This is a genomic window from Azospirillum sp. P4_B5, assembly GCF_056402275.1.
The window spans coordinates 1-25,606 of sequence record NZ_JBFUHT010000047.1 but is presented as its reverse complement, the minus strand read 5'-3'; the positions used below and the strand labels follow the sequence as shown (position 1 = coordinate 25,606).

General features: G+C 68.4%; 26 protein-coding genes. 10 read left to right on the top strand and 16 right to left on the bottom strand.

The features are described from left to right. Nucleotides 1-44: 44 nt before the first annotated feature. The 5 genes from AC1DVI_RS26665 to AC1DVI_RS26645 form a co-directional block, all read right to left on the bottom strand. Nucleotides 45-1,352 carry a homoserine dehydrogenase gene (locus AC1DVI_RS26665; RefSeq protein WP_476960547.1) on the bottom strand — a complete coding sequence of 436 codons (1,308 nt, stop codon included), beginning with the start codon at nt 1,350-1,352 and terminating at the stop codon, nt 45-47. Beyond that, entirely contained in the window at nt 1,352-2,626 is a 1,275-nt protein-coding gene (locus AC1DVI_RS26660; protein WP_145625863.1) for an LL-diaminopimelate aminotransferase, read from the bottom strand. The genes AC1DVI_RS26665 and AC1DVI_RS26660 overlap by 1 nt, the downstream gene beginning before the upstream one ends. Nucleotides 2,627-2,780: 154 nt before the next feature. Further along, the gene (locus AC1DVI_RS26655; protein WP_476960546.1) at nt 2,781-4,127 is read right to left on the bottom strand and encodes a multidrug effflux MFS transporter; all 1,347 of its coding nucleotides are present in this window, start codon (nt 4,125-4,127) and stop codon (nt 2,781-2,783) included. Next, a complete protein-coding gene (locus AC1DVI_RS26650) occupies nt 4,124-4,576 on the bottom strand; it encodes a MarR family winged helix-turn-helix transcriptional regulator (protein WP_247890161.1) in 453 nt (150 codons plus the stop codon). The genes AC1DVI_RS26655 and AC1DVI_RS26650 overlap by 4 nt, the downstream gene beginning before the upstream one ends. A 390-nt stretch (nt 4,577-4,966) precedes the next feature. Beyond that, entirely contained in the window at nt 4,967-5,362 is a 396-nt protein-coding gene (locus tag AC1DVI_RS26645; protein ID WP_476960545.1) for a hypothetical protein, read from the bottom strand. Nucleotides 5,363-5,594: 232 nt separating this feature from the next. Between AC1DVI_RS26645 and AC1DVI_RS26640 the strand changes: the two genes are divergently transcribed. After that, entirely contained in the window at nt 5,595-7,394 is a 1,800-nt protein-coding gene (locus tag AC1DVI_RS26640) for a PHA/PHB synthase family protein (RefSeq protein ID WP_476960544.1), read from the top strand. Nucleotides 7,395-7,590: 196 nt separating this feature from the next. Here AC1DVI_RS26640 and AC1DVI_RS26635 read toward each other — a convergent pair whose 3' ends face one another. From AC1DVI_RS26635 to AC1DVI_RS26610, 6 genes are all read right to left on the bottom strand, one after another. Next, nucleotides 7,591-8,178, bottom strand: a complete 588-nt coding sequence (locus AC1DVI_RS26635) for an OmpA family protein (protein WP_149167609.1) — start codon at nt 8,176-8,178, stop codon at nt 7,591-7,593. Nucleotides 8,179-8,391: 213 nt separating this feature from the next. After that, on the bottom strand, nt 8,392-8,910 hold the full coding sequence (locus tag AC1DVI_RS26630; RefSeq protein WP_149167610.1) for a gamma carbonic anhydrase family protein: 519 nt from the start codon (nt 8,908-8,910) through the stop codon (nt 8,392-8,394). Nucleotides 8,911-8,930: 20 nt separating this feature from the next. Then, the gene (argC, locus tag AC1DVI_RS26625; RefSeq protein ID WP_145678145.1) at nt 8,931-9,983 is read right to left on the bottom strand and encodes an N-acetyl-gamma-glutamyl-phosphate reductase; all 1,053 of its coding nucleotides are present in this window, start codon (nt 9,981-9,983) and stop codon (nt 8,931-8,933) included. 135 nt (nt 9,984-10,118) lie between these two features. After that, nucleotides 10,119-10,601 (bottom strand): 30S ribosomal protein S9, encoded by a 483-nt coding sequence (rpsI, locus tag AC1DVI_RS26620; protein WP_014240248.1) that lies wholly within the window; start codon nt 10,599-10,601, stop codon nt 10,119-10,121. 4 nt (nt 10,602-10,605) lie between these two features. After that, on the bottom strand, nt 10,606-11,070 hold the full coding sequence (gene rplM / locus AC1DVI_RS26615; protein ID WP_014240247.1) for a 50S ribosomal protein L13: 465 nt from the start codon (nt 11,068-11,070) through the stop codon (nt 10,606-10,608). 184 nt (nt 11,071-11,254) lie between these two features. Next, complete coding sequence (locus AC1DVI_RS26610) at nt 11,255-11,737, bottom strand: PaaI family thioesterase (protein WP_476960543.1); 483 nt, start codon at nt 11,735-11,737, stop codon at nt 11,255-11,257. A 259-nt stretch (nt 11,738-11,996) separates the two neighbouring features. Between AC1DVI_RS26610 and AC1DVI_RS26605 the strand changes: the two genes are divergently transcribed. The 4 genes from AC1DVI_RS26605 (at nt 11,997) to AC1DVI_RS26590 (ending at nt 15,488) form a co-directional block, all read left to right on the top strand. Further along, nucleotides 11,997-12,815, top strand: a complete 819-nt coding sequence (locus tag AC1DVI_RS26605) for an enoyl-CoA hydratase (RefSeq protein ID WP_476960542.1) — start codon at nt 11,997-11,999, stop codon at nt 12,813-12,815. Further along, a complete protein-coding gene (locus AC1DVI_RS26600; RefSeq protein WP_476960541.1) occupies nt 12,812-13,330 on the top strand; it encodes a CoA-binding protein in 519 nt (172 codons plus the stop codon). The genes AC1DVI_RS26605 and AC1DVI_RS26600 overlap by 4 nt, the downstream gene beginning before the upstream one ends. A gap of 18 nt (nt 13,331-13,348) precedes the next feature. Then, nucleotides 13,349-14,638, top strand: coding sequence for an O-acetylhomoserine aminocarboxypropyltransferase (locus tag AC1DVI_RS26595; protein ID WP_038528179.1), 1,290 nt, complete (start codon nt 13,349-13,351; stop codon nt 14,636-14,638). 190 nt (nt 14,639-14,828) lie between these two features. After that, entirely contained in the window at nt 14,829-15,488 is a 660-nt protein-coding gene (locus AC1DVI_RS26590; protein WP_476960540.1) for an SPOR domain-containing protein, read from the top strand. A 4-nt stretch (nt 15,489-15,492) separates the two neighbouring features. Here the strand turns inward: AC1DVI_RS26590 and AC1DVI_RS26585 are convergent, their stop codons facing one another. Beyond that, the gene (locus AC1DVI_RS26585) at nt 15,493-16,707 is read right to left on the bottom strand and encodes an MFS transporter (protein ID WP_476960539.1); all 1,215 of its coding nucleotides are present in this window, start codon (nt 16,705-16,707) and stop codon (nt 15,493-15,495) included. 121 nt (nt 16,708-16,828) lie between these two features. Then, nucleotides 16,829-17,143 carry a divalent-cation tolerance protein CutA gene (gene cutA, locus AC1DVI_RS26580; RefSeq protein WP_476960538.1) on the bottom strand — a complete coding sequence of 105 codons (315 nt, stop codon included), beginning with the start codon at nt 17,141-17,143 and terminating at the stop codon, nt 16,829-16,831. Between the two features lie 92 nt (nt 17,144-17,235). Here cutA and AC1DVI_RS26575 point away from each other — a divergent pair, with 92 nt between their 5' ends. Together AC1DVI_RS26575 and AC1DVI_RS26570 are read left to right on the top strand one after the other, a co-directional pair. Beyond that, nucleotides 17,236-17,502, top strand: a complete 267-nt coding sequence (locus AC1DVI_RS26575; RefSeq protein WP_476960537.1) for a hypothetical protein — start codon at nt 17,236-17,238, stop codon at nt 17,500-17,502. A 137-nt stretch (nt 17,503-17,639) separates the two neighbouring features. Next, the gene (locus AC1DVI_RS26570; protein ID WP_476960536.1) at nt 17,640-18,167 is read left to right on the top strand and encodes an isopentenyl transferase family protein; all 528 of its coding nucleotides are present in this window, start codon (nt 17,640-17,642) and stop codon (nt 18,165-18,167) included. A gap of 16 nt (nt 18,168-18,183) precedes the next feature. Here the strand turns inward: AC1DVI_RS26570 and AC1DVI_RS26565 are convergent, their stop codons facing one another. Next, nucleotides 18,184-21,534, bottom strand: coding sequence for a PAS domain-containing protein (locus tag AC1DVI_RS26565; RefSeq protein ID WP_476960535.1), 3,351 nt, complete (start codon nt 21,532-21,534; stop codon nt 18,184-18,186). Nucleotides 21,535-21,592: 58 nt separating this feature from the next. Further along, nucleotides 21,593-21,907 (bottom strand): hypothetical protein, encoded by a 315-nt coding sequence (locus AC1DVI_RS26560; RefSeq protein WP_476960534.1) that lies wholly within the window; start codon nt 21,905-21,907, stop codon nt 21,593-21,595. 221 nt (nt 21,908-22,128) lie between these two features. Here AC1DVI_RS26560 and AC1DVI_RS26555 point away from each other — a divergent pair, with 221 nt between their 5' ends. Then, nucleotides 22,129-23,595 (top strand): FAD/NAD(P)-binding protein, encoded by a 1,467-nt coding sequence (locus tag AC1DVI_RS26555; RefSeq protein ID WP_476960533.1) that lies wholly within the window; start codon nt 22,129-22,131, stop codon nt 23,593-23,595. A gap of 22 nt (nt 23,596-23,617) precedes the next feature. Here AC1DVI_RS26555 and AC1DVI_RS26550 read toward each other — a convergent pair whose 3' ends face one another. Next, a complete protein-coding gene (locus AC1DVI_RS26550; protein ID WP_476960532.1) occupies nt 23,618-24,112 on the bottom strand; it encodes a cupin domain-containing protein in 495 nt (164 codons plus the stop codon). A gap of 156 nt (nt 24,113-24,268) precedes the next feature. Between AC1DVI_RS26550 and AC1DVI_RS26545 the strand changes: the two genes are divergently transcribed. Then, nucleotides 24,269-24,913 carry a dienelactone hydrolase family protein gene (locus AC1DVI_RS26545; protein WP_476960531.1) on the top strand — a complete coding sequence of 215 codons (645 nt, stop codon included), beginning with the start codon at nt 24,269-24,271 and terminating at the stop codon, nt 24,911-24,913. A 77-nt stretch (nt 24,914-24,990) separates the two neighbouring features. Beyond that, nucleotides 24,991-25,606, top strand: a 616-nt coding sequence (locus AC1DVI_RS26540; protein ID WP_476960530.1) for an alpha/beta hydrolase, incomplete at its 3' end; no start/stop codon positions are given.

Below are 25,606 nucleotides of genomic sequence, written 5' to 3'. Positions count from 1 at the left end.
GGTTGTTCTCCCCCGAATCGATGCTCGGTTCTTCTATGGTTCGGTCAAAACTGTTCGATGCGGATCATGCGCGGCGGCTCGACCACCGACTCCTTGGCGGCGATGGTCGCAAGCGCGCGCTGCATGGCCGCCTCGTCGGTGTCGTGGGTGGTCAGGACCACCGGCACCGCTTCGCCGGGGGCGCGCCCGCGCTGCAGGAACTGCTCCATGGAGACGTTCTGGTCGCGCATGGCCGCCGCAACATCCGCTATCACGCCGGGACGGTCCACGACCATCAGGCGTACGTAGTACGACCCCCGGCGCGCCTCCATCGGCGACGGCTGCGCCTCGGAAAGCTGGGCCGCCGGCACGCCGAAGGTTGGGGTGGAGCGCCCGCGGGCGATGTCGATCAGGTCGGCGACCACGGCCGAGGCCGTCGGCCCCTCGCCGGCGCCGCGGCCGACGAACAGCACGCGGTCCACGAAGTCGCCTTGGGCGATCACGGCGTTGAACACGCCGTCCACCGCCGCGATGGGCGCCGCCTTCGGCACCATGCAGGGGTGCACGCGCTGCTCGATGCCGCGGTCGGTGCGCCGGGCGATGCCCAGCAGCTTGATCCGGTAGCCGAGCGCGTCGGCGTAGTCGAAGTCCACCGCCGAGACGTGGCGGATGCCCTCGACATGGACGCTCTTGAAGTCCACCGGCGTGCCGAAGGCCACCGAGGTCAGGATCGCCAGCTTGTGCGCCGCGTCCACGCCGTCGATGTCGAAGCTCGGGTCGGCTTCCGCGTAGCCCAGCTTCTGCGCGTCGGCCAGCACGTCCGCGAAATCGCGGCCGGTGGTGCGCATCTCGGTCAGGATGTAGTTGCAGGTGCCGTTGAGGATGCCGTGCACCTCCGACACCCGGTTGCCCGCCAGCCCTTCGCGCAGCCCCTTGATGATCGGGATGCCGCCGGCCACCGCCGCCTCGAAGCCGATGGCGAGGCCGGCGGCCTCCGCCTTGGCCGCGAGCGCGGTGCCGTGGTGGGCGAGCAGCGCCTTGTTGGCGGTGACGACGTGGCGCCCCCGCTCCAGCGCCAGCTCGACGGTCTCCTTCGCCGGCCCCTCGGACCCGCCGATCAGCTCGACCACCACATCCACGCCGGGATGGGCGGCGAGCGCCACCGGATCGTCGTACCATTCGGCCGTCGACAGGTCGACGCCGCGGTCCTTGCCGCGCGAGCGGGCGCTGACCGCGACCACCTCGATGCGGCGGCCGCAGCGCTGCTCGATCAGGTCGGCCTGCCGCTCCAGCAGCTTCAGAACGCCCGCGCCGACCGTGCCCAGGCCCGCGACGGCGATTTTCAGGGGGCCTGTTTTGTGGGAGTCGGACATCAGACTTTCGCTTTCTCCGGGTCGAGGAGAGCGGCGCGCGCCGCCGGGTCCTTGCTCGCCGCCGCACCGGCGGCGTTGGAGCGGAAGAACTCCTTGATGTTGCGGGTCGCCTGACGGATGCGGTGGACGTTCTCCACCAGCGCCAGACGGACATGGCCGTCGCCGTACTCGCCGAAGCCGATGCCCGGCGCCACTGCCACCTTGGCCTCCTGCAGCAGCAGCTTGGAGAATTCCAGCGAACCGAGATGGGCGAAGGGTTCCGGGATCGGCGCCCAGGCGAACATCGAGGCCGAGGGGCTCGGCACCGTCCAGCCGGCGGCGGCCAGACCCTCGATCATCACGTCGCGGCGCTGGCGGTACATGGTGCGCACCTGCTCCACGCACTCCTGCGGGCCGTTCAGCGCGGCGGTCGCGGCGACCTGGATCGGCGTGAAGGCGCCGTAGTCCAGGTACGACTTGATGCGGGCCAACGCGGTGATCAGCTTCTTGTTGCCGGTGGCGAAGCCGATGCGCCAGCCGGCCATCGAGTAGGTCTTCGACATCGAGGTGAACTCGACGGCCACCTCGCGCGCCTCCGGGATCTCCAGGATCGAGGGCGGCGGGTCACCGTCGAAGAAGACCTCGGCGTAGGCCAGATCCGACAGGATGTAGATGCCGTGCTTGCGGCAGAACTCGACGATCGGGCGGTAGAAGTCGAGGCCGACCACCTCCGCCGTCGGGTTGGACGGGTAGTTCAGCACCAGCGCCAGCGGCTTCGGCACGCTGTGGCGCACGGCGCGCTCCAGCATGTTCATGAAGCTGTCGATGTCGGTGGAGGTGCCGTTGGCCTGCCCCACCGGCAGATGGCGCACCGAGGCGCCGGCCAGGATGAAGCCGAAGGGATGGATCGGGTAGCTGGGGTTCGGCACCAGGATGATGTCGCCGGGGCTGGTGATCGCCTGGGCGAGGTTGGCCAGCCCTTCCTTCGACCCGATGGTGACGATGCACTCCGACTCCGGATCGACGTCCACGTTGAAGCGGCGCTTGTAATAAGCCGCGTGCGCCTTGCGCAGGCCGGGGATGCCGCGGGAGTTCGAGTAGCGGTGCGTCTTGGGATCGCGCACGGCCTCGATCAGCTTGTCGACGATGTGCTGGGGCGTCGGCTGGTCCGGGTTGCCCATGCCGAGGTCGATGATGTCCTCGCCGGCAGCTCGGGCTCGCGCCTTCATGGCGTTCACTTCGGCGAAGACGTAGGGCGGAAGCCGCTTGATCCGGTGGAATTCTGAATCGCTCATGGACGCTCCGAAGCCTTGTCCGGCCACGCCACGAACCCATATTTGCGGACCGGGACCACTTATCTACCGCCCCGCATCTTCAGAAGCGAGGTAAAATTCGCGTCCGGCCGCATTCCTGCGCTGCCCGAGGCATCCCGGACGCCGAAGCCTGTCTTCAGCCTCCCTTGCGGCCGGATGTCCGACGCTGGTGCAGCGCTTCCTCGATTTCCTCGCCGCCGGCACCGACCAGGGCGACGGGGTCCACGGCGACCTCCAGATCCTCGGGCTTAGCCGGCTTCGCCGGATGGGAGCGCCGGGGCGCCGTCACGCGCAGCAGCGCGTAGGACAGCAGCGCCAGCAGGGCGAAGCCCGGCATGATGGCCGTCGTCGCCGTGTAGGGATCGGCGAACAGCGCGGCCACCGCCGTGCCGGCCAGCCCGCCGCCGATCTGCATGAAACCGATCAGCGCCGAGGCCGCCCCGGCCATGCGGGGAAACCCGGCCAGCGCGTCGCTGGTGGCGCCGGGCATGACCAGGGCAATGCCGAAGGCCCAGACGGCGGTCGGCCCCATCACGCTCGCCACGGTCGGTTCGCCGGTCAGGGGCGCCAGGGCGAAGCCGAGCCCGCCCACGGCCACGCAGGCCAGCCCGTAGGGGATCAGCCGCATCGCGTCCACCCGGCGCAGCAGCCGCCCGGCCAGGGTCGCCCCCAGAGTGTAGGAACCGGTCTGCAGCAGCATGGCGAAGCCGAAGACGGTCGGGCTCAGCCCCACCCGCTCGATCATCACGAAGGGCAGCAGCGCCGCCATGGTGTAGAGGCCGCCCAGCGTCAGGCCCAGAACCAGCCCCGCCCGCATGAAGCGCCGGTCGGTCAGCAGGGTCCGATAGTTGCGGATCACCGGGCCGGGCCGCGCCGCCGAGCGGTCGCGCGTCCGGTTGGTCTCCGCCGTGCCCAGCGCGAAGACCGTCAGCACGGCGAGGCCGTAGAGCGTCATCACCATGAAGATGGCGTGCCAGCCCACCGTGCCCAGGATCACCCCGCCCAGCGTCGGCGCCACCGCCGGCACCACGGCCAGCATCAACCCGATCAGATTCAGGATGCGCGCCGACCGCTGGCCGGTGAACTGGTCGCGCACGATGGCCCGGGAAATGGCGATGCCCGCCGCCGCCCCGATGCCCTGCAGGGCCCGCCCGACGAGCAGCCATTCGATGCTGCCCGACAGGGCCGCCACCACGCTGCCCAGGACGTAGGTGACGAAGAAGGCCAGAGCGACCGGCCGCCGCCCGTAGGCGTCGGACAGCGGCCCGCAGGCGAGCTGGGAAAAGGCGAAGCCGAAGAAATAGACGGTGAGCGTCAGCTTCAGCGCCGCCGGTGTGGTCTGGAACGCCTCCACCAGCATCGGCAGGGCCGGCGTGTAAAGCGCGAGGCTGAGCGGCCCCAGCGTGACGATCAGCGTCCCGATGACGGCGGTCCGCGTCTCCGTCATGGCGGGCGCGTCGGTTTGCGCGGAGGCGCGGCTCATTGGCCGGCCCCGCCGCGGTCGTCCGCGATCATCCGATTGCGCAGGCGGTCCAGCATGTCCTTGAGCAGGACGATCTCCTCCGCCGAAAGATCGGCCATGGCCGACTCGCGCTCGGTACGGAAGGCCTCCAGGACTTGGAGCGCCAGCGGCTCGGCCTGCGGGGTCGGCTGAACGATCTTGGCGCGGCGGTCCGCCGGGTCCGGCTCTCGGACCACCAGCCCGCGCGCCTCCAGCCGGTCGAGGAAGCCGACCAGGGTCATCGGCTCCACCCACATGTGGGTCGCCAACACCGACTGGCGCGAGCCGGGGTGGCGGCAGACATAAACCAGCGCCCGCGCCTCCCCCGCCGTGAGGCCGAGCCGCGCGTCGTCCAGGGCACGGTCGAACCGCGCGCGCAGAAGCCGCGCGCAGTCGATCAGGATCATTCCGAAGGGGGATTCATCAAGCATCCCTTATTGTAAGGGCGCCTTATGATTTCCAGCAACCGCGGACGGCGCAGGGCGGTCATGCCGCGGTGCCATGGCCGCGCGGCGCCGATTTGCACGGCATCGATCCGCCCAACGTGAATTTCGACCGAGCTGAAGCGAAGCCGACGCGCCAAATAGTCGCAGCATGAAAATCTGTTGCGGACCCGCCGCTGCAAGACGTAGTTTTTTCGCCTTGGCAGCAGCAATGGGTGCTCCGTGGTCCGCGCCACCGCCATCGGAACTGCGCATCGACCGGACGAAAACCGGTGCGTCCCTTTCCTTCAAAGGAACGCCATCAGAGGCCGAAGGACGCTCCGCATAGGTATACTTACGGATTACTGGCAGCGTCAGCCTTTTGCTACACCCCTGCCCTCAATTGGGTTTCCCGGAGGCGGGCTTCCCGGCGCTTGGCTGTCCAGGCGTGATGTCCGGCGGCGGGGGAGCGTCCATGGGGGTCGGCAGCATGTTCCTGGCGGCCTCGCGGTCCTGGGCCAGACGGTCCAGGTCCTCCTGGCGCTGCGCTTCGGTCCGCAGGTCGGTCGGGCGCGGCGGAACGGTGCCGAGATTGGGGTATTCCCGGTTCTCGCCGGACATGCCGCGCACCGGCGACTCCTGGCTGGGCACGTCGCGGCCGGTCACGGCGCCGAGCAGCCCGGTGTCGAGCACGCGGTCGCTGCAGGCGGAGAGCCCCAAGACAACCAGGACGGACAACGCTGGGCTCAACCGGCCCGCCTTCGCCACCACGCCGCGTCGGATACCCGTTTCCATTCTGCGAACCCCACATCCGAACCCATCCGGCCGCTTGAACGGTGGTGGGCGAAATGAAATCTTCATACGAGAGGTGTATGACGGACCCCGGCTCGAACGGACATGGCATAAGCTGTCCGGGATGCCAGGACCGGAACGCACTCCGACCGAACAGACTTCCGGCAGGCACTGTATAAACCGCACAACGTCCCTCCTGAAGCCTAAACTCGCCTAAAGAAGAAGGACCGCACCAATGGCCGAAAACCAGGCCCCTGACGTCAAGCTTCCCGACCCGGTGGAGATGTCGCGGGCGATGACCCGCATCGCCGAGCAGAGCCAGCGGCTGGTCACCGACTTCCTGTCCCGTCAGGCCTCGGACGGCGTCGGCGCGAAGAACCCCGACCCGATGGGCGTCGGCCATGCGTTCCTGGAAATGACCACGCGCATGATGGCCGACCCGGCCAAGCTGATGAAGGCGCAGATGACGCTGTGGCAGGACTACCTGACCCTGTGGCAGCGCACCACCCAGCGCTTCTTCGGCCAGGAGGCCCAGCCGGTCATCGCCCCGGCGAAGGACGACCGCCGCTTCAAGGATTCGGCCTGGGACGAGAACACCCTCTTCGACTTCATCAAGCAGTCCTACCTGCTGTCGGCCCGGTGGATGCAGTCGACGGTCAGCGAGGTCGATGGGCTGGACGACCACACGGCCAAGAAGGTCGACTTCTACACCCGCCAGTTCGTCGACGCGATGGCGCCCTCCAACTTCGTCATGACGAACCCGGAGGTGCTGCGCACGACCATCGAGACGGGCGGCGAGAACCTCGTCAAGGGCCTTGAGCACCTGCTGAAGGACCTGGAGCGCGGCAAGGGCGAGCTGCGCATCTCCATGACCGACTACGACGCCTTCCAGGTCGGCAAGAACATCGCCGTGACCCCGGGCAAGGTCGTCTTCCAGACCGATCTGATGCAGCTCATCCAGTACACCCCGACCACCCCGGAGGTGAACAAGCGGCCGCTGATGATCGTGCCGCCCTGGATCAACAAGTACTACATCCTCGATCTGCGCGAGAAGAACAGCTTCATCAAGTGGGCGGTGGACCAGGGCCACAGCGTCTTCGTCCTGTCCTGGGTGAACCCGGACGAGAAGCTGGCCCAGAAGGGCTTCGAAGACTACATGTTCGAAGGCGTTCTGGCCGCTCTCGACGCCATCGAGAAGGTGACCGGCGAGAAGGACGTGAACGCCATCGGCTACTGCCTGGGCGGCACGCTGCTGGCCTCGACGCTGTCCTACATGGCCGCCAAGAAGGACGACCGCATCAAGTCGGCCACCTTCTTCACCACCATGCTGGACTTCACGGAAGCCGGCGAACTGTCGGTCTTCATCGACGAGGAGCAGCTCACCATGATCGAGAGCCAGATGGCCCAGCAGGGCTACCTGGACGGCTCGAAGATGGCGACCACCTTCAACATGCTGCGCGCCAACGACCTGATCTGGTCGTTCGTGGTGAACAACTACCTGCTCGGCAAGGACCCGTTCCCGTTCGACCTGCTCTACTGGAACAGCGATTCGACCCGCATGCCGGCGGCGATGCACAGCTTTTACCTGCGCAACATGTACCAGAAGAACCTTCTGGCGCAGCCGGGTGCGGTGTCGCTGGGCGGCGTGCCGATCGACCTGCGCAACGTGAAGACCCCGTCCTTCTTCCTGTCGGCCCGCGAGGACCACATCGCGCCGTGGAAGTCCACCTACATGGGCGCCCACCTCTTCTCCGGCCCGGTGAAGTTCGTGCTGGCGGCCTCGGGCCACATCGCCGGCGTGGTGAACCCGCCCGCCGCCGGCAAATACTGCTACTGGACCAACGCCAAGCTGCCGAAGGCCTCGGACGACTGGCTGGCCTCGTCGGAGCAGACCCCCGGCTCCTGGTGGCCGGAGTGGAACAACTGGGTCTCCACCTTCTCCGAAGGCAAAGTCCCGGCGCGCGATCCGGAAAAAGGCGGCCTGCCCGCTTTGGAGGACGCCCCCGGTTCCTACGCCAAGGTGCGCATCGTCTGATGTCCCAACTCCGGAGGGCGGTCCGCCGCCCTTCGGATGCCCGGAGCCGTCGGTACGGCGGACCACAAGAGATGACCCATAAGAAAAGGCCCCGGACGATTGTCCGGGGCCTTTTCCGTTATCCGGCGACTTCCTTCATCAGGCAAAAGCCCCGGACCAAGGTCCGGGGCTCGTGTCCCGAAAGGGAACCTACGCCTTACGACGACGGGGCGTTCGCACCGCGCGGCAGGATCTGCGCACGACGGTTGGACGGCTCGCGGACGTTCGGGCCGGTCTGCACCAGGAGCTGGCTCTCGCCCTTGCCCTCGGTGGTGATGGCGCCGGCGCCGATGCCCTTGGAGACGAGAGCCTGCTTCACCGCCTCGGCGCGACGCACCGACAGACGCTGGTTGTAGGCCGGCGAACCCGAGGTGTCGGTGTGGCCGACGACATGGACGCGGGCGTTGGCGCCCTTGCCGATGGCGGCGGCCGCGTCGCCGATCACGCGATCGGCGGCCGGGGTGACGTTGGCCTTATCCCAGTCGAAGAAGACCAGGTATTCGGTCTGGGCGCGGGCGGCCGGAGCCGGAGCAACCGCCGGAGCGGCGGCCGGCGGGCACTTGTAGCTGCCCTGGTGGGTGGCGTAGCCGCCATCCGCCGTGCGGACCGGGGTGTTGTTCCAGCCGATGACCGGGTTGCACCACTCGGCGGTGTCGGCGCTCTGGGCCTGAGCCCCGGCGGTCAGGCCGAAAGCGACGACGGCGGCCGGCACGACGGCCATGGTAGCGCGGAAGAAGCTGTTCATTTCTCCACTCCCTTAGAGACACACTCCCTACCGCTTGGTTCGCGGAGGACGAATCGCACAAACGATAGGACATATCGCGTGCATGTAACGTGACAAAACGCGAAACATGTGGGGTTTGTCCACGTTCAAACATACCCTCCGGAAGTCCTACACGTTTCGTTCCGGTGTCACTGTTGCTAGTATGCCACAGTGCTGCGAAGCACTAAAGAGGTATTAGCCCTCTCTGTAGATTTGGGCAAGCCGCACGTAGTTCCGGACGTTTACCGGGAAGAAGGAAAGGTCCTTTTCCGTTAGTGCACGCACAGGTCTCGCGGGACTTCCGGCCCAAAGTTGCCCCGCGGCAACACGCTTCCCAGGGGTCACCAGAGCCCCCGCAGCCACCATCGCCCCCGACTCGACGTGGGCGCCATCCATCACGCAAGCCTGCATGCCGATGAAGCAACCGTCCTCCAGCGTGCAGGCGTGCAGCAGGGCCATGTGGCCGATCGACACGTCGTCGCCGATGTAGGTCCCCTGCCCCGCCGACGCGACATGGACGACGGTGCCGTCCTGGATGTTGGTGCGGGCGCCGATGCGGATCTCGTTCACGTCACCACGGATGGTGCAGCCGAACCAGACGCTGCTGCCCGGCCCGATCTCGACGTCGCCGATGACCGAGGCGGTGGGAGCCACATAGACGCTCGGGTCGATCTTCGGATGAGTGCCCTGGAAGGGCAGGATCAGGCCGGACATCGCGGGGGTTCCTTCCTCGGTCACGGGAACAGCGGGGCCTGCTCCAGGCCGGTCGTCTCGCCCAAGCCGAACATGACGTTCATGTTCTGGATGGCCTGCCCGGAGGCGCCCTTCACCAGATTGTCGATGACCGACACGATGATGGCGCCGCGCGGGGTGCGGTCAGGGAAGACGCCGATCAACGCCTGGTTGGACGCGCGGACGTGGCGGGTCGCCGGGGCGATGCCCGCCGCCGTGACGTTCACGAAGGGCTCCGATTCGTAGCGCGCGGTCAGCGTGGCGCGCAGATCGTCGGCGGTGACCCCGTCGGCCATGCGGACGTAGATCGTCGCCATCATGCCGCGGTTCATCGGGACGAGGTGCGGCGTGAAGCTGACGGTCACCGGGCGCCCGGCGGCCAGCCGCAGCTCCTGCTCGATCTCCGGCATGTGGCGGTGGTGGCCGACGCCGTAGGCGTTGAAGCCCTCCGACACCTCGGTGAAGAGGTTCTGCTGCTTGGCGTCGCGCCCGGCGCCGGACACGCCCGACTTGGCGTCGATCACGATGCCGCCCGGCTCGATCATCTCGTCCATCAGCAGCGGCAGCAGCGGCAGCAGCGAGCAGGTGGGGTAGCAGCCGGGGTTGGCGACCACGCGCGCCTTGCGCACGCCCTGCCGGTTGAACTCGGTCAGCCCGTAGGCGACCTCCTTCTGAAGCTCCACGGCGCGGTGCTCATGCCCGTACCAGGTGGCGTATTCGGCGGGGTCGGACAGGCGGAAGTCGGCGGACAGGTCCACCACCTTGATGTGGCGCGGCAGGCCGGCGATGACCTCCTGCGTGGTGCCGTGCGGCAGGGCGCAGAAGACGGCGTCCAGCTTGTCCCAGGCGACCTCCTCGATCTTCACGAGGCCGGGCAGGTTGAACTGGCCCAGATGCGGGAACACCTCCGCCATCGGCTTCCCCGCCTGTCGCTCGGCCGTCAGCGCGCAGATCTCCACGCCGGGATGGCGCAGAAGCATGCGCACCAGCTCGGCGCCGGTGTAACCGGACGCGCCAAGAATGCCGACGCGGATGGGGGAAGTGCTGTTGGCCATGGACGCTGTTCCTTTTGACGCACGGGGATGGGCACGGAACGGTGGAGAGACGTGAAACAGAATTGAAACAAGAAAGGGGCGCCCCGTCGGGACGCCCCTCGCTTGTACAGCAGTAACGCGGGTCCGCGGTAGGCTTTAGCGCTTCGAGAACTGGAAGCTGCGGCGGGCCTTGGCCTTGCCGTACTTCTTACGCTCGACGACGCGGGCGTCGCGGGTCAGGAAACCGGCGGCCTTCAGCGGCGGACGGAGCGCCGGCTCGAAGTAGGTCAGCGCCTTGGAGATGCCGTGACGGACCGCACCGGCTTGGCCGGACAGACCACCGCCGGCCACCGTGACCATCACGTCGAACTGGTCGGCGCGGTCGGTGATGCCGAAGGGCTGGGCGATCATCATGCGCAGCACCGGGCGGGCGAAGTAAACTTCTTGGTCGCGGCCGTTGATGACGATCTTGCCGGAGCCCGGCTTGATCCACACGCGGGCGACGGCGTCCTTGCGCTTGCCGGTGGCGTAGGCGCGGCCCTGGGCGTCCAGCTTCGGGGCGACCACTTCGGCGGAGGCGGCGGCCGGAGCGGCAGCGATGTCCTTCAGGCCGGAAAGGGTGGTGGTAACCTGAGCCATTGGATTACGCGCTCCGCTTATTCTTCGGGTTCATGGCCGCAACGTCGAGAGCGACCGGCTGCTGCGCCTCGTGCGGGTGGGCGGCGCCCTTGTAGACCTTCAGGTGGGTCATCACCTTGCGGCCGAGCGGACCGCGCGGAACCATGCGCTCCACGGCCTTCTCGATCACGCGCTCCGGGTACTTGCCGTCCAGGATCTGGCCCTTGGAACGGCCCTTGATGCCGCCCGGATAACCGGTGTGCCAGTAGAAGATGTCGTCCTGGCGCTTGTTGCCGGTCAGCTTGACCTTCTCCGCGTTGATCACGACGACATGGTCGCCGCAATCCATGTGCGGGGTGAAGGTCGGCTTGTTCTTGCCGCGCAGGATGTTCGCCAGGATGCTGGCAAGCCGGCCGAGAACGAGGCCGTCGGCATCGACGACGTACCACTTCTTCTCGATGTCGGTCGGCTTCAGATTGAAGGTCTTCATCGCCACACTCGTTGACTAAACGTGGATCGGCGGGCCACCGAAACTGGACGTTCAATCCCCGGGGCGCCGAAGCGGTCGGTTTTGTACGCAGCGCATAGGGACTCTGTCAACGGAAAAATATCCGTTTTATATCAACGATCTACAGTCGCGGTATTATTTTACCGCAAAATCAAAGTCGTTGAAATCATTCAGGTTTTCCTGGACCTTCCGGATCCTGGTATCCTGATACCGCGAGCGTTACCGGGTCGTGAGGCGGAATCGAATAGGTGCCGGTGGCGTGGGCGACGGGCTCCGAATCGCCCTCGGAAAACAGCAGGACTTCGCCGTAGGCCAGCCTCTTGCCCATCTTCAGGATCCGGCAATCCGCGGTGATGGCGACCGGCGCCGGGCGGCGCAGGAAGTTGATGGTCATGCTGGTGGTCACGGCCAGTTCCACCCGCCCGATCAGGCTGAGCACGGCGGCGTAGAGCGCCACGTCGGCCAGCCCGAACATCGCCGGCCCGGTCACCGTGCCGCCCGGGCGGACGAAGCTGTCGTTGTAGGGCAGCTTCATGCGCACGGTCCCGGCGCCGAGTTGCTCGATGGTGATCCCGTAATTGCCGACCAGCGGCACGCCCTCGCGAATCAGGGCTTCCAGTTCCTCGGCGGTCACGACCGGCGCGCTCATTCCCTCACCCCTGCTTTTTCTTATGGACGCCCGATCATGACGAACATCGCCCGGCCCGCCAAGCGCATCGCGTCGAAGCCAATTTCACACCGCCAACCTGCGCCTCGTCACCATAAATCTACAAAATCAATAAACAAATAGGTTGAGTTGCCCACCGCGACATCGTTAGATGATCGGACCACACGCCCGGTTCCGTGGCGGGGGCGGTCGGGGTACTGTTCCCGCCAACGATCAAAACATCCGGGAGGAATGGACAGCGATGAACGACACCCCGACCGCCATCGGACCTGCCGCCAGCGACGGCACACCGCTGGTTCTCCGCGAGGACCGCGACGGGGTCGCGACCCTGACGCTGAACCGCCCGCAGGCGCGCAACGCGCTGTCCGTCGGGCTGATGGGCGCGCTGCAGGCGGAACTGGACGCCATCCACCAGGACTCCACGGTCCGCGCCGTGGTGCTGGCCGGGGCCGGGCCGGCCTTCTGCGCCGGGCACGACCTCAAGGAGATGCGCGCCAATCCGGATCGCTCGACCTATGAGTTGCTGTTCGTCCAATGCTCCAAACTGATGTTGACGGTCAGCCGGATCCGCCAGCCGGTGATCGCCAAGGTTCACGGCATCGCCACGGCAGCGGGTTGCCAGCTTGTCGCCACCTGCGACCTCGCCTATTGCGCCGACACCGCGCGATTCGCCACCCCGGGCGTGAACATCGGCCTGTTCTGCTCCACCCCCATGGTGGCGCTGAGCCGCGCCGTGGGGCGCAAGGCGGCCATGGAGATGCTTCTGCTCGGCGACCTGATCGGCGCCGAGGAGGCGGTGCGCATCGGCCTCGTCAACCGCGCGGTGCCGGCCGACCGGCTCGATACCGTGGTGGCGGAGGCCGCCGGCAAGATCGCCGCGAAGTCCCCGCTGACGCTCGCCATCGGCAAGGAGGCCTTCTACCGCCAGATCGAGCTGGACGTGGAGGAGGCCTACGCCTACGCCGCCCGCGTGATGACCGAGAACATGCTGGCCCGCGACGCCGAAGAGGGCATCGACGCCTTCCTGCAGAAGCGCCCGCCGGTGTGGTGCGGCCAATGAGCGGCCCCTCCCCCTCGCACGACGGCTACAGCGACGACTTCATCCGCGGCGTTCTGGATCGGGTGAAGACCATCGCCCTGGTCGGCGCGTCGAACGACCCGGTGAAGGCCAGCTTCATCGTGCTGAAATACCTGCGCGACAAGGGCTACCGCGTCATCCCCATCAACCCGAAGCTGGCCGGCCAGACCATCCTCGGCGAGCGGGTCTACGCCAGCCTGTCGGAGTTGCCGGAGCCGCCGGACATGGTGGACGTCTTCCGCAACGCCACCGCCGCCGGAGGCGTGACGGACGAGGCCATCGCCATCGGCGCCAAGGTGGTGTGGATGCAGCTCGGCGTGCGCAACGACGAGGCGGCGGCGCGGGCCGAGGCGGCGGGACTGACCGTGGTCATGAACCGCTGTCCCAAGATCGAGCTTCAGCGCCTGTTCCACGAGATCGGGCGCATCGGCGTCAATTCCAACATCCTGACGTCCAAGAAGGCCGCACCGGCCAAATCCTTCAAAAAACTGATGTAAAAAGCAGAGGAAGCCATCATGAGCGAGCAGAAGTCCTTCGGTTTCGAAACCCGCGCCATCCACGCCGGCGCCGCGCCCGATCCCGCCACCGGGGCGCGCCAGACGCCGATCTACCAGACCACCAGCTTCGTCTTCGACGACGTGGACGACGCCGCCTCGCTGTTCAACCTCCAGAAGGTCGGCTTCATCTACTCCCGCCTGACCAACCCGACGGTGTCGGTGCTGGAGGAGCGGCTCGCCAACCTGGAAGGCGGCGCCGGGGCCACGGCCACCTCCTCCGGCCACGCCGCGCAGCTGCTCGCCCTGTTCCCGCTGATGGAGCCGGGCGACGAGATCGTCGCCTCGCGCAAGCTCTACGGCGGCACGCTCAACCAGCTCGGCACCAGCTTCCCGCGCGCCTTCGGCTGGAAGTCCGTCTTCGTGGACACCGACCAGCCGGAGAACGTCCGCGCCGCCATCACCGCGAAGACCAAGGCCATCTTCGTGGAAAGCCTCGCCAACCCCGGCGGCGTGGTCACCGACCTGGAGGCCATCGCCAAGATCGCCGACGAGGCCGGCATTCCGCTGATCGTCGACAACACGCTGGCGACGCCGTACCTGATCAACCCGATCCAGTGGGGCGCCACGCTGGTCGTGCACTCCACGACGAAGTTCCTGTCGGGCAACGGAACCTCGGTCGGCGGCGTGGTCATCGACAGCGGCACCTTCGACTGGGGCAAGTCCGGCAAGTTCCCCGCCCTGTCGGAGCCGGACGCCGGCTATCATGGACTGAAGTTCCAGGAGACCTTCGGTCATCTGGCCTTCACCATCCACGGCCACGCCGTCGGTCTGCGCGACCTCGGGCCGAGCCAGGCGCCGCTGAACGCCTTCCTGACGCTGAACGGCATCGAGACGCTGCCGCTGCGCATGCAGCGCCACAGCGACAGCGCCCTGAAGGTCGCGCAGTTCCTGGAAAGCCATCCGGCGGTCGGCTGGGTCAGCTACGCCGGGCTGGAATCGTCCAAGTACAACGCGCTGGCCAAGAAGTACCTGCCCAAGGGGGCCGGCGCCGTGCTGACCTTCGGCGTGAAGGGCGGCTTCGACACCGGCGTGAAGGTGGTGGAGAACGTCCAGCTCCTCAGCCACCTCGCCAACATCGGCGACAGCCGGTCGCTGATCATCCACCCCTCCTCGACCACACACCGCCAGCTGTCGCCGGAAGGTCAGGCCCAGGCGGGAGCCGGTCCGGACGTGCTTCGCCTGTCCATCGGCCTGGAGAGCGTGGAGGACATCATCGCCGATCTTGACCGCGCGCTGTCGGCCGCCTGATTGGCAGTTACCTGATGCCGGCATCCCTCCGTCCGCCGCGGCGTTCGCCCCGGCGGGCGGAGGGATACCCCGCAGGAGGTAGTTGCGACGCGAAGGGCTGAGCGCTGGCCGTTCCATTGACCTCCGCAGGTCATAGCACCGACCCTGACACAAGAAGGATGGGGACGCGAACAGGGTGGGGACGCGGGGCATGAGCGGACGGCTCAGGCGGGGAGTGGCGGCGGTCGCGCTGTTGGGGCTGGGCGGCTGCGCGGGCGCGCCGGTGGCGATGACCGCGGCGTCCTTCGCGGTGGACGGAATGCTGTATGTCGGCACCAGCAAGAGCAGCACCGACCACATGCTGTCGGCGATGCTGCAGCAGGATTGCGCGACCTTCCGCGTCCTGACTCAGGGCTATGTCTGCAAGCCGGTGATCGTGCCGGTGGTCCGCAGCGCCGAGAGCGTGCCGGTCCCCCTTCCGGAAACGGAGCCGTCGCCCGCCCCCGCCCCGCCGCCCGCACCGCTCCCTGTGACGGCGGAGGTGGAGATCGCCGCGCTGCCGCCGATGCCCCGCCCCACCGAACGGCGCTTCCTCGTAGTGGCCGGCAGCTTCTCCAAACGTGGGCAGGCCGAAGCGCAACGCGCGCGGCTGGGCCATCCGGAGGCCGACATCGTGGCGGCCGACGTGCACGGACGGCGCATCCACCGCCTCGTCCTGCCGCCGGAGGACCGCCCGGCCGCCTTGCGCCGTCTGGCCGAAATCCGCGCCGCCGGGGTCGGCGACGCATGGCTCCTGACCTGGACGGGGCGGACGGTGGTCGCCGGCCTGCCCGGCGACGCGCCCTACCCCAGCCTCCCAGACAAAATGTGAATCGTCACTCCGCCGCCGCCATCGGCGCCGTAGCGGGCTTGGCCGGAACATCCCGGTCGCGCGGCAGCAGCAGCGCCGCCGCGAAGGCGACCAGCGCCAGCACCGACAGCGTGGCGTAGAGCATCACGAACTCGCCCGTCCGCTCATAGACCAGGGCGACCAGCTGCACGGCGAGCGGACCGGCGCCAAAGGACAGGATGAACTTGGCGCCATAGGCCAAGCCCCGGTGCCTTTCCGGCGTGTAACGGGCGAGCAGGAGGTTTTCCGCCGGGATCTGCACCTGGGAGGCGACGACGACCAGCGCCGCCGCACCGACCAGCGGCAGGTCGGCGAGCACCGCCACCGCCGCCATCATCGGCACCTGGACCAGCAGGCACAGGGTGTAGATGCGCTTCAGCGGGTACTTGTCCGCCAGATGCCCGCCGACGAGCTGCGGCAGGGCGGCGAACAGATAGACCGCCGTCACCACGCCGCCGACGCCCAGCGTGCTGCCGCCCAGCAGATCGCTCAGCCGCGCCTCGAACAGCTTGGGCAGCACCACCTGCATGGCGTTGAACATCAGCCCGGCGCAGACCATCGTCACCGACAGCACGAAGAAGGCGCGGATCACGTCGCCGCGCGACGCCTTGGGGATCGGCCTCACGTCGCCCTGGCGATCCTCCACCTTGCCCAGCGCGATCAGCAGGGCCAGCGCCACGCCCAGCCCCAGACAGATCGCCCCCGGAATCAGGAAGGCCGAGCGCCAGCCCAGCCATTCCGTCAGGCCGCCGGCCACCACCGCCGCCGAGGCGATGCCGATGGTGCCGAAGATGCCCTGGTAGCCCAGCGCCTTGCCGCGGTTGGTTGCGTTCTTGACCATCCAGGCCATGCCCACCGGATGGTAGATGGAGGCGCCGAGCCCGAGCACCGCCAGCGCCCACAGCAGCGCCTCCGGACCGTCGGTCAGGCCGCAGGCGATCGTCCCCGCCCCGGTCAGCAGGAAGAAGACCGCCATCATCCGGCATTCGCTCCAGCGGTCGCCCAGCCAGCCGGCCAGCGGCGCGCCGACGCCGATCATCAGCGCGCCCAGCGTCCACAGCCGGATCAACTCGTCGTAGGGCAGCTTCCATTCCCGTTCCAGCACCAGGACGACGGTCAGGAACAGGGCCGTCACGATGTGCATCAGCGCGTGGCCGACCCAGGAAAAGCCGATCGACAGACGCGCCGATGTGTCAGTCATGGAAATTCTCCGCATCCGGATGATTTGCGCTTGAAAGCAACCCTTGCGAAACTGGCACGCGGGTCGGAGGCGGTCCAATGCGCCGCCGTCATGGCCGGCATGCGACGGCTGTCGTCGGGGCTCAGGCGGTCTCGTCGCGCAGCCAGTCCAGATAGGCCGGGTTGCCGCGCCCAACCCTCAGCTCGACCACGCAGGGCACCTCGTAGCTGTGCAGTTCCCGCACCCGCGCGGCCAGCCGGTCGAACAGCTCCGCCCGCGTCTTGGCGATCAGCACCGTCTCACTGGCCTCCTCGATGGCACCCTGCCAGCGGTAGATCGAGGTCATGCCGTCCAGAATGTTGGCGCAGGCGGCCAGCCGCTCCTCAACCAGCGCGCGGCCGATGCGCCGGGCCTCGTCCCGCGACCCGGCGGTGATGTAGGCGAAGACGAATTCCATGGCCGAGCCCTTTCGATGTAGAGTGCCCGAATCTTGCCACAGGCCGCCAGAGCGCAACAGCCGGGCCGCAACATCCTCCGAGGCGACGAACCATGGCCGCACCCCGACGCACCACGTCCCGACGCCGCCCCACCGAGGCGCAGGCGGCGTGGCTGCGCAACGGCCTGGACCAGCCCGGCGGCAAGCTGCCCCTGTTCGACGGCGACGGCCAGCGCGTCAAGCGCCAGACCATCGAAAGCTGCCTGAAGTCCGGCTGGGCGGAGCGCTGGTTTCACAACCCTCTGAAGCCCGACTGGCTGGTCTGCCGCCTGACCGACACGGGCCGCACCGCCCTCGCCCCCCGCCCCTCCGCGAAGTAACTCGCCCAGGCGGAGTGATCGCCGGACGACACCGGCGGCGTACCGCATGGGTGGGGTGTCGCGCCACGCCGACGTCCGCTAGGATCGCCGCGCTTTTCGCGGCCCGACCGGACTTTGCTTCGTAACGGTATCGATCCATGCAGCTTTCCGACCTCGGCCCACGCATTTGCATCCTCGGGCCGTCCAACAGCGGAAAATCCACGCTCGCCGAAGCGATCGCACGGCAGCGCGGCTTTCCCGTCGTCCACCTCGACCGGCTGTATTACGCCCCCGATACGGATTGGCAGCCGCGGCCGACCGAAGAGTTCATTGCCCTGCACGACGCGGCCATCGCCGACGAACACTGGATCATCGAGGGCAACTACTCGCGCTGCATCCCGCAGCGTTTCCGGCGGGCGACCGGCCTGATCCAACTGGACGTGCCCATGCCGCTCAGCCTGTTGCGGTATTTTCGCCGAACCCTGTTCGAGCGGGAACGGCGCGGCGCGCTGGAAGGCCGCCGTGACAGCATCAAGTGGGAGATGATCCGCCACATCGCCGTCACCACCCCGAGAAACCGGGCGAGAAATCGGCGCACCTTCGATCAGGCCGACCTGCCGAAGATTCGGATCGGCTCCGCGCGGGACCTGAACGCGTGGTACCGGAGGTGGGACCTCAAACGCTGATGCCCCGGCGCACGCCTCACGCCGACACGGCCTTCAATTGCTGGTCCACCGCCGCCGCCAGTTCACGGGGGGTGACGGGCTTGTGGATCACCGTCAGCCCGTGGGCGGTGGCGTCCAGCAGGCAATCCGGCCCCGTCTCCCCGGTCAGGATCACCCCGGGAACCGCGGCGCCGTAGCGCTCGCGCACCCGCAGGATCACCTCGGTCCCGATCCGCCCCTCGCGCAGCCGGTAATCGGCGATCACGATGTCGGGGACGCGGGTCTGGGCCGACAGCCGCTCCATGGCCTGATCGGCGCTGCCCGCCGCCAGCACGGCGTAGCCCCACTCTGTCAGGATCAGCTGAAGGCCCATCAGCACGATGGCGTCGTCGTCCACCAGCACGGCAAGGCGGCCCTGCCCCATGCCCGGCGCCGCACTCTCCGCACCCGCGGCGGCGGCCACCACCGTTTCGCCCATCGGCACCAGCACCCGGAAGGCCGAGCCCTTGCCCATCGCGGAACGCACCTCCACCGGATGATCGAGCAGCCGCGACAGGCGCCGCACGATGGCGAGGCCGAGGCCGAGGCCCTGGTTGCGGTCCCGCTCCGGGTTGCCGACCTGATGGAATTCCTCGAAGATCCGTTCCAGATGGTCGTCGGGAATGCCCATGCCGGTGTCCTGGATGACAATCGACAGGAACCGCCCGTCCGTCCGGCACTGCACCCGCACCAGCCCGCTGTCGGTGTAGCGGATGGCGTTCTCGACCAGATTGCGCAGCAGCCGGCCCAGCAGCGTGCGGTCGCTGCGCACCCGCCCGGCGCAGACCTCCACCTGCCAGCCGATGCCCTTGCCCGCGGCGACCGGCGCGTAGGCGGCGCGGATCGGGTCCATCACTTCCGCCACGTCGAAGTCCTCGAACACCGGCGTCACCACCCCGGCATCGAGGCGCGACACGTCGAGCAGGCTGTCGAGCAGCCCCTTCAGCGCGTCCAGCCCCTGCTCCAGGTGGGCCAGGATCTTGGCGCCCGCGGGGGACCCGACATGGGCCGACAGGGCGGCGGTGAAGAAGAACAGCGACTGGAGCGGCTGGCGCAGATCGTGGCTGGCCGCGGCCAGGAACTTCGACTTGGCGAGGTTGGCGCGCTCCGCCTCGTCGCGGGCGGAACGCAGTTCGGCCTCCATCGCCTTGCGCTCGGTGATGTCCTCGGCGACGGTGATGCGGTAGGCCGGCTCCGTGCCGGTGATCCGGGCGAGCGAGGAGGTCACCCGCACCCACACCGCCCCGCCGTCCTTGCGGCGGTAGCGCTTCTCCAGGGCGTAGCTGGCCAGCTCGCCGGACAGCAGCCGCTCGATCAGCCGGTCCTCCGCCGGCAGATCGGCCGGGTCGGTGATGTCGCGGTAGGTCCGTCTCAGCAACTCCTCGCGCGGGTAGCCGACGATGTCGCAGATCTTGGCGTTGACGTCGAGGATCCGGCCATCCAACCCCACCCGCTCGATTCCCACCGCGGCCAGTTCGAAGACCGACCGGAACCGTTCGTCGCTCTGGCGGCGCGCCGTCTCGGCCCGGCGCAGGTCGGTGACCTCCATCACGACGGCACCGACCGCAACGACCTCCATCCCCTCATGCACGGGGAACAAGGCGATCAGCCAATGGCGCGTCACGCCCGGCTCCTTGGGCGTCTCGCCCATCACTTCCCGGTAGGGAATCGGCTCGCCGGTGTCGAACACCCGGTCGATCAGCGGCTCGACGCTGGCGCCCACGACGGGAAGCAGGTCCGCCAGCGTGCGACCCATATGGGCCTCCGCCAGGATGCCGTTGGAATCGGCCAACTGCTCGTTGATGCGGATGTAACGGCGCTCGCGGTCGAAGAAGGCGAAGCCGACCGGCGCGTTCTGCAGCAGGCTGTTCAATTGCGCCAGCAACGCGTTCTTTTCCCGGTTGGCGGAAACCAGGGCCGCCTCCCCCCATTTGCGGGCGGTGGTGTCCTGGAAGAAGACCGCCAGCCCGTCCGGCGACGGGAAGGCACGCACGGCGAACCAGGATTCGAAGGCCGTGCAATACTCCTCGAACTCGACGGGCGTCTGATCCCGCATGGCGCGGCGATAGTTTTCCCCGAAGGCGCTGGCGGCGACCTCCGGAAAAACGTCCCACAAATCCAGGCCGACCAGATCGCGCCCCCCGGCGATCAGCGCCCGGGCGCGCTCGTTGATGAAGGTGATGCGCCAGTGGCGGTCCACCTCGAACACGCCGTCGGTGATGCTGCCCAGAACGGCGGCCGTCTTATGGGCCAGCGCGTTGGCCTGCTCCCGGACCCGTTGCTGGCGGGCCAGCTCTTCGGCCATGCCGTCGAAGGCGCGGGCCAGCGTGCCGAGTTCGGACGATTGGTCGGCCACGCCGCTGCGCGCCGTCAGGTCGCCGGCCTTCCAGCGCTCCGCCGTCGCGACCAGCGCCGCCACCGGCCGCCGCAGGAACCGGCTGGCGCCCCACCAGACGGCGAGCAGCGTCAACAGCAGCACCATTGCGATGCCCGTCATCGCCTGGACCATCGCGCCGCGGATCGGTCCCAGCGCCTCCCCCTTGTCGAGGCAGACCACGACGCCGACACCGTCCAGACTCCGCCCGGTGGGCTGGTAGGCGACGATGCGTGGCCGCCCGTCCGGTCCGGTCACCTCGGCGACGCCCGGTGCGTCACGGGACAGCAGCGCGATGACGGATGGGGACAGCGTGCCATTGGCATCCGCTTGGTTCGGCGCCGTCTGGTTCGGTAGGGGCGGCACCTGGGCGACCACCCGGTCGCGGCGGTCCACCAGCGTGATCCGCGCGTTGTCGGACAGCGGCCGTTTGGACAGGAAATCGGCGATCCAGGAAACATCGGTCATCGCCGTCACCACGCCGGCGGCACGGCCCTCCGCGTCCTGGAAGGCCAGCGCGACGGGCATGGCGGAGCGCCCGTCCGTTCGGCGCAAGACATGCTCGCCCAGCGTCATGCGACCACTGTCCAGCGCATCGCGGAAATAGTCGCGGTCGGCGATGGAGATCCCCAGAGAGGCGCGGTCGGTCGAGCAACGCACCACACCGTCCAACCCGGCGATCACGATGCCGAGATGACCGGGATACGACGCGCGCAGGTCGTCCATCAGCGCCTGACAGGCCGGGGAGCCGGGTGCGCGCGCCGGGGCGGCCTTCACCAGCGTGCTCAGCACCTGCCGCATCCCGTCGATCATGCGGTGCTGCTCCGCCTCGAACAGCGCGGCGAGGTGCATGGCGTCCCGCCCCACCTCCGCTTCCCGCGCGGCGCGCAGGGCCAACTCGTTCTTCACCTCGATGACGGCCGCCGGAATCATCGCCACGAGGACGAGCAGCAACAGGCGGTGAAGAAGGCTCATGCAGGACGGCTTTCGGAAAATGATGCCGTAAGACCGTGCGGGATACGGGACGCTCCCGTCAACGGGTGCCGGTGGGGCTGCGGTTTGCCTTCCACACGCCGGAGCGTTCGGCCCCGGCGGCAATGCGGCGGTCGGCGATCTCCGTCTCCTCCACCTCGGCGATCCCGGCGTGCTTCAGGGCGCGCAGAAGGACGCTGCGGACGGTCGTTCCCTCCTCCTCCGCGCGGCGGCGGACGGCGCGCTTGACGCTCTGCGGCACCATGGCGGCCAGTTGCACGTCGGGTTCGCGAGCGGCGGACGAAGCATGGTCGGCTTCGTGCGGATCGGCATTGGGCAAAATGACATGGGCGGGTCGGAAGGGGTGGTCGCGCATCGGTCCTGCCGTACATGGTTCGAAGGTGCGAAACACTCTCCTCTTATGGTTAATTTCTTGTTAACCATGAATCCGCCGGCGGCGCCCGGGCGAACTTGATACACCGGAATTGCGGTTGACCTGCACAATCCTGCACCGAACAGTGGCCGGCTGGACCTTCCGGCGCCATGGCGCCGGATCACCGCCCTCCTTCTTACGGCCAGAGCAGAGGAGCGACGACGTTGTCAGCACGCCCTTCGAAACGCCGCATCGCCATCATCGGGGCCGGCTTCACCGGCAGCGTCCTCGCCGCGCACCTGATGCGCCACGCCGATGAGCCGACCAGCCTGCACTTGATCGAACGCACGCCCAGCCTCGGCGCCGGGCTCGCCTACTCCACGCCCAACGCCGCTCATCTGTTGAACGTGCGCGCCTACAACATGAGCGCCTATCCGGATGACCCGCGGCATTTCCTGCGCTGGCTGTGGGCGCAGGACGGCGGGACGCAGGATGGCGGGGCCGGGGCGGTGCCACCCAGCGGCCACGCCTTCGTCTCGCGCGCCCGCTACGGCGCCTACATCCAGGACGTCCTGCGGGAGGCCGTGGCCGCCGCCCCGCCCCACGTCTCGCTTACCGTGTCTCAGGCAGAGGCGGTGGACATCGCGTCGGACGCTCGGGGCACCCGGCTGCGGCTGGGCAACGGCACCAGCCTGTCGGTGGACACGGCGGTTCTGTGCATCGGCAATTTCGCCCCCTCGCCGCCCCCGGTCCCGGCGCCGGAGGTCTATGCCTCCAGCCGCTACGTGGCGTCGCCCTGGGACTGGCCAGCGCTGTCCACGATCGCCTCCGACACGCCCGTGCTGATCCTGGGGACCGGGCTGACCATGGTGGACACCGTCCTATCGCTGGAGGACCAGGGGCACCGCGGCCCGATCATCGCCCTGTCGCGCCGTGGCCTGCTGCCCCAGACGCACGAGGAGACGCGGCCCTTCAAGAGCTTCATCCATCCGCAGGTGATGCCACGCACGGTGCTGGACGTGATGATCGCCCTGAAGGCCGACGTCCGCCGCGCGCGGGAGACGGGCTTCGACTGGCGGTCGGCCTTCGACGCGCTGCGGCCCTACCATCACCTGATCTGGAGCCATCTGGCGCCGGAGGAGCGGCGGCGGTTCCTGCGCCATGTCCGCCCCTACTGGGAGGTCCATCGCCACCGCATCGCGCCCGAGGTGGCAGCCCGCATCGCCGCCCTCCGCGCGAACGGGCGGTTGACCATCCGCGCCGGTCGTCTTCAGGCGCTGACTCCCGTTCCGAACGGGGTGGAGGCGACCGTCCGCGCCCGCGGGGCGGAGGGAACCGTCTGGACCCGGACGGTGGGAGCCATCGTCAACGCCACCGGCACCGAGTGCGATTTCAGCCGGATCGCCCACCCGCTGGTCAAGGCGCTGCTGACGCGCGGTCTGGCGCGGCCCGACCCGCTGCGGCTGGGGCTGGACGTCACCGTGGACGGCGCCCTGATCGGGGAGGACGGGCAGGCGTCGGACCGGCTGTTCGCGCTCGGCCCGATCAGCCGTCCGCCCTTCTGGGAGATGACCGCGGTGCCCGAGCTGCGCAGCCAATGCGCCCAGGCCGCCCGGCACATCGCCCGGTTGCGGTGGTCCGCCCACCCTCCGGCGGAGCCGTCGCTGCTTCACGCGCGGGCGGCGCTCTGACCAGACCGCCTCCCCGCTCCTCTCACCAGGGGGTGCCGTCGCGGTGCATGAAGAGGTCCGTCGCGCTGTCGTAGCGCAGATCCTCGTCCGGGTAATGCGCCTCGTCTCCGGCGGTGCGGTCGCCGACCTCCAGGTAGGTCGCCGGCTCGTCGGAACGGTTGACGAGTTGGTGCCCGTCCGGCTTTCCGGCCGGGAAGCCGGCGCACATGCCGGGGCGCAGGATCGTCTCGCCGGCATCGGTGACCAGAGTCAGCTCGCCGTCCAGCACATAGACGAACTCGTCCTGGCGGGTGTGCCAGTGCCGCAGGGCGGAGGCGGCGCCCGGCTCCAGCCGGGTCAGGTTGACGCCGAAGTTGGTGATCCCCAGCGGGTTGCCCAGCCGCTTGCGCAGGCGCCCGGCGACCGCCGCGCGGAACGGCTCCGGATAGTCGGTGGCGCCGAGCTTCGCCCCGACGGCGGCGGGGTCGAGCACCGGGGGCTCGGGGGAGATGGCGGGTGCGGGGGGCTTGTCTGACAAAGGTGGGTCTCCCTTCACCGGGGGTCGATACCGATCTCTGGAATCGATCCGGGAACGTCACTGTAGGCCATCGGGCACGGACGGACCATCCAACCTGTTAAGCCAACGGCCGGGTACCTCATCGAGGCAGGGCCCAACGGAAGGGGGAAAAGGCGCATGGAGACGACGCTGTACATTCCACCGCTCGGCCTTGCGGGGCAATTCGGAGCACCCGCCGAATTCGAGGCTGCGGTGATCTTCGCCCACGGCACCTCCAGCGGACGGGCGAGTCCGCGCAACGTCCGCGTCGCCGCTCGACTGCGGAACGCAGGATTCGCGACGCTGCTGATGGATCTGCAGACGGAGGAGGAGAAGGCTGACCCGGCCAACCAGTTCGACGTCCACCGCCAGTCCGAGCGCCTGCTGCTGGCCGTCCGCCACCTGCGCGCCACCACCGCGGTGGAGCGCAAGCCCATCGGCTTCTTCGGTGCCGGGTCCGGCGCGGCGTCGGCACTGATCGCGGCGGGGCGGGCCGCGGAGCATGACGGAATCGGCGCCGTGGTCTGCCGCGGCGGGCGTCCCGATCTGGCGGAGGAGTGGCTGAACGCCGTTACCGCCCCGACGCTGCTGGTTGTCGGCGGCAAGGACGCTCCGGCGCTGGACCTCAACAATGACGCCCTTGCCCGGCTGCATTGCACCAAGGCGCTGGAGGTCGTGCCGGGGGCCGGCCGCCTGTTCGAGGAAACCGGGAAGTTGGATCAGGTGGCGGATTGCGCACGTTCCTGGTTCACCACTCATCTGCTCAAGGCTGCCAACGGCTGAGCGCGGGTCGACAGCGGGAGCGATGCGGGCTACCTGTGGTTTCCCTGCCGCATCGCGGCACCCGGATCGGACCGCCCATGCCCCGCCTCGAAATTCTCAGCCACCGTCCCTCCGGACCGGCCAAGCCGGTGCCCCTGCTGTTCGTCCATGGCGCCTTCTGCGGCGCCTGGATCTGGGACGAGCACTTCCTGCCCTGGTTCGCCGAGCAGGGGTGGGAGGCGCACGCCGTGTCCCTGCGCGGCCACGGTGCCAGCGAGGGGCGGGAGCGGCTGAACAGTTTCGGCATCGTCGATTACATCGAGGATGTCCTGACCGCCGTGGACGCCTGCTCGGCCCCGCCGGTGCTGATCGGCCATTCCATGGGCGGCATGGTGGTCCAGCGGGCCTTGATCCGCCGCCGCTTCCCGGGGGCGGTCCTGATGGCCTCCGCGCCGCCGCACGGCTTGCTGGAATCGACGATGCGGCTGGCCTGGAGCGACCCCTATGTGTTCCAGCAGATGGGCATGCTGATGACCTTCTCCAACGGCATCGAACCGGAGGCGGTGCGCCGCGCCATGTTCTCCGACCAAGTGCCGCTGGAGGTGGCCAAGCGCTACGAACCGCTGATGCAGGAGGAATCGCAGCGCGTGCTTCTGGACATCGGAGGCTGGATTCCCTTCCCGCTCCTACCCGCCCGCGGCGCCCGCGTGGCCG

What these genes read in the sequence shown, in the direction of transcription:
- AC1DVI_RS26655 (WP_476960546.1), bottom strand. Translation starts at nt 4,127, where the DNA reads ATGAGCCGCGCCTCCGCGCAAACCGACGCGCCCGCCATGACGGAGACG.
- AC1DVI_RS26595 (WP_038528179.1), top strand. Translation starts at nt 13,349, where the DNA reads ATGAGCGAGCAGAAGTCCTTCGGTTTCGAAACCCGCGCCATCCACGCC.
- argC (WP_145678145.1), bottom strand. Translation starts at nt 9,983, where the DNA reads ATGGCCAACAGCACTTCCCCCATCCGCGTCGGCATTCTTGGCGCGTCC.
- AC1DVI_RS26575 (WP_476960537.1), top strand. Translation starts at nt 17,236, where the DNA reads ATGGCCGCACCCCGACGCACCACGTCCCGACGCCGCCCCACCGAGGCG.
- AC1DVI_RS26660 (WP_145625863.1), bottom strand. Translation starts at nt 2,626, where the DNA reads ATGAGCGATTCAGAATTCCACCGGATCAAGCGGCTTCCGCCCTACGTC.
- rpsI (WP_014240248.1), bottom strand. Translation starts at nt 10,601, where the DNA reads ATGGCTCAGGTTACCACCACCCTTTCCGGCCTGAAGGACATCGCTGCC.
- AC1DVI_RS26565 (WP_476960535.1), bottom strand. Translation starts at nt 21,534, where the DNA reads ATGAGCCTTCTTCACCGCCTGTTGCTGCTCGTCCTCGTGGCGATGATT.
- AC1DVI_RS26645 (WP_476960545.1), bottom strand. Translation starts at nt 5,362, where the DNA reads ATGGAAACGGGTATCCGACGCGGCGTGGTGGCGAAGGCGGGCCGGTTG.
- AC1DVI_RS26610 (WP_476960543.1), bottom strand. Translation starts at nt 11,737, where the DNA reads ATGAGCGCGCCGGTCGTGACCGCCGAGGAACTGGAAGCCCTGATTCGC.
- AC1DVI_RS26560 (WP_476960534.1), bottom strand. Translation starts at nt 21,907, where the DNA reads ATGCGCGACCACCCCTTCCGACCCGCCCATGTCATTTTGCCCAATGCC.
- AC1DVI_RS26600 (WP_476960541.1), top strand. Translation starts at nt 12,812, where the DNA reads ATGAGCGGCCCCTCCCCCTCGCACGACGGCTACAGCGACGACTTCATC.
- AC1DVI_RS26605 (WP_476960542.1), top strand. Translation starts at nt 11,997, where the DNA reads ATGAACGACACCCCGACCGCCATCGGACCTGCCGCCAGCGACGGCACA.
- rplM (WP_014240247.1), bottom strand. Translation starts at nt 11,070, where the DNA reads ATGAAGACCTTCAATCTGAAGCCGACCGACATCGAGAAGAAGTGGTAC.
- AC1DVI_RS26665 (WP_476960547.1), bottom strand. Translation starts at nt 1,352, where the DNA reads ATGTCCGACTCCCACAAAACAGGCCCCCTGAAAATCGCCGTCGCGGGC.
- AC1DVI_RS26640 (WP_476960544.1), top strand. Translation starts at nt 5,595, where the DNA reads ATGGCCGAAAACCAGGCCCCTGACGTCAAGCTTCCCGACCCGGTGGAG.
- AC1DVI_RS26570 (WP_476960536.1), top strand. Translation starts at nt 17,640, where the DNA reads ATGCAGCTTTCCGACCTCGGCCCACGCATTTGCATCCTCGGGCCGTCC.
- cutA (WP_476960538.1), bottom strand. Translation starts at nt 17,143, where the DNA reads ATGGAATTCGTCTTCGCCTACATCACCGCCGGGTCGCGGGACGAGGCC.
- AC1DVI_RS26585 (WP_476960539.1), bottom strand. Translation starts at nt 16,707, where the DNA reads ATGACTGACACATCGGCGCGTCTGTCGATCGGCTTTTCCTGGGTCGGC.
- AC1DVI_RS26630 (WP_149167610.1), bottom strand. Translation starts at nt 8,910, where the DNA reads ATGTCCGGCCTGATCCTGCCCTTCCAGGGCACTCATCCGAAGATCGAC.
- AC1DVI_RS26650 (WP_247890161.1), bottom strand. Translation starts at nt 4,576, where the DNA reads ATGCTTGATGAATCCCCCTTCGGAATGATCCTGATCGACTGCGCGCGG.
- AC1DVI_RS26635 (WP_149167609.1), bottom strand. Translation starts at nt 8,178, where the DNA reads ATGAACAGCTTCTTCCGCGCTACCATGGCCGTCGTGCCGGCCGCCGTC.
- AC1DVI_RS26545 (WP_476960531.1), top strand. Translation starts at nt 24,269, where the DNA reads ATGGAGACGACGCTGTACATTCCACCGCTCGGCCTTGCGGGGCAATTC.
- AC1DVI_RS26590 (WP_476960540.1), top strand. Translation starts at nt 14,829, where the DNA reads ATGAGCGGACGGCTCAGGCGGGGAGTGGCGGCGGTCGCGCTGTTGGGG.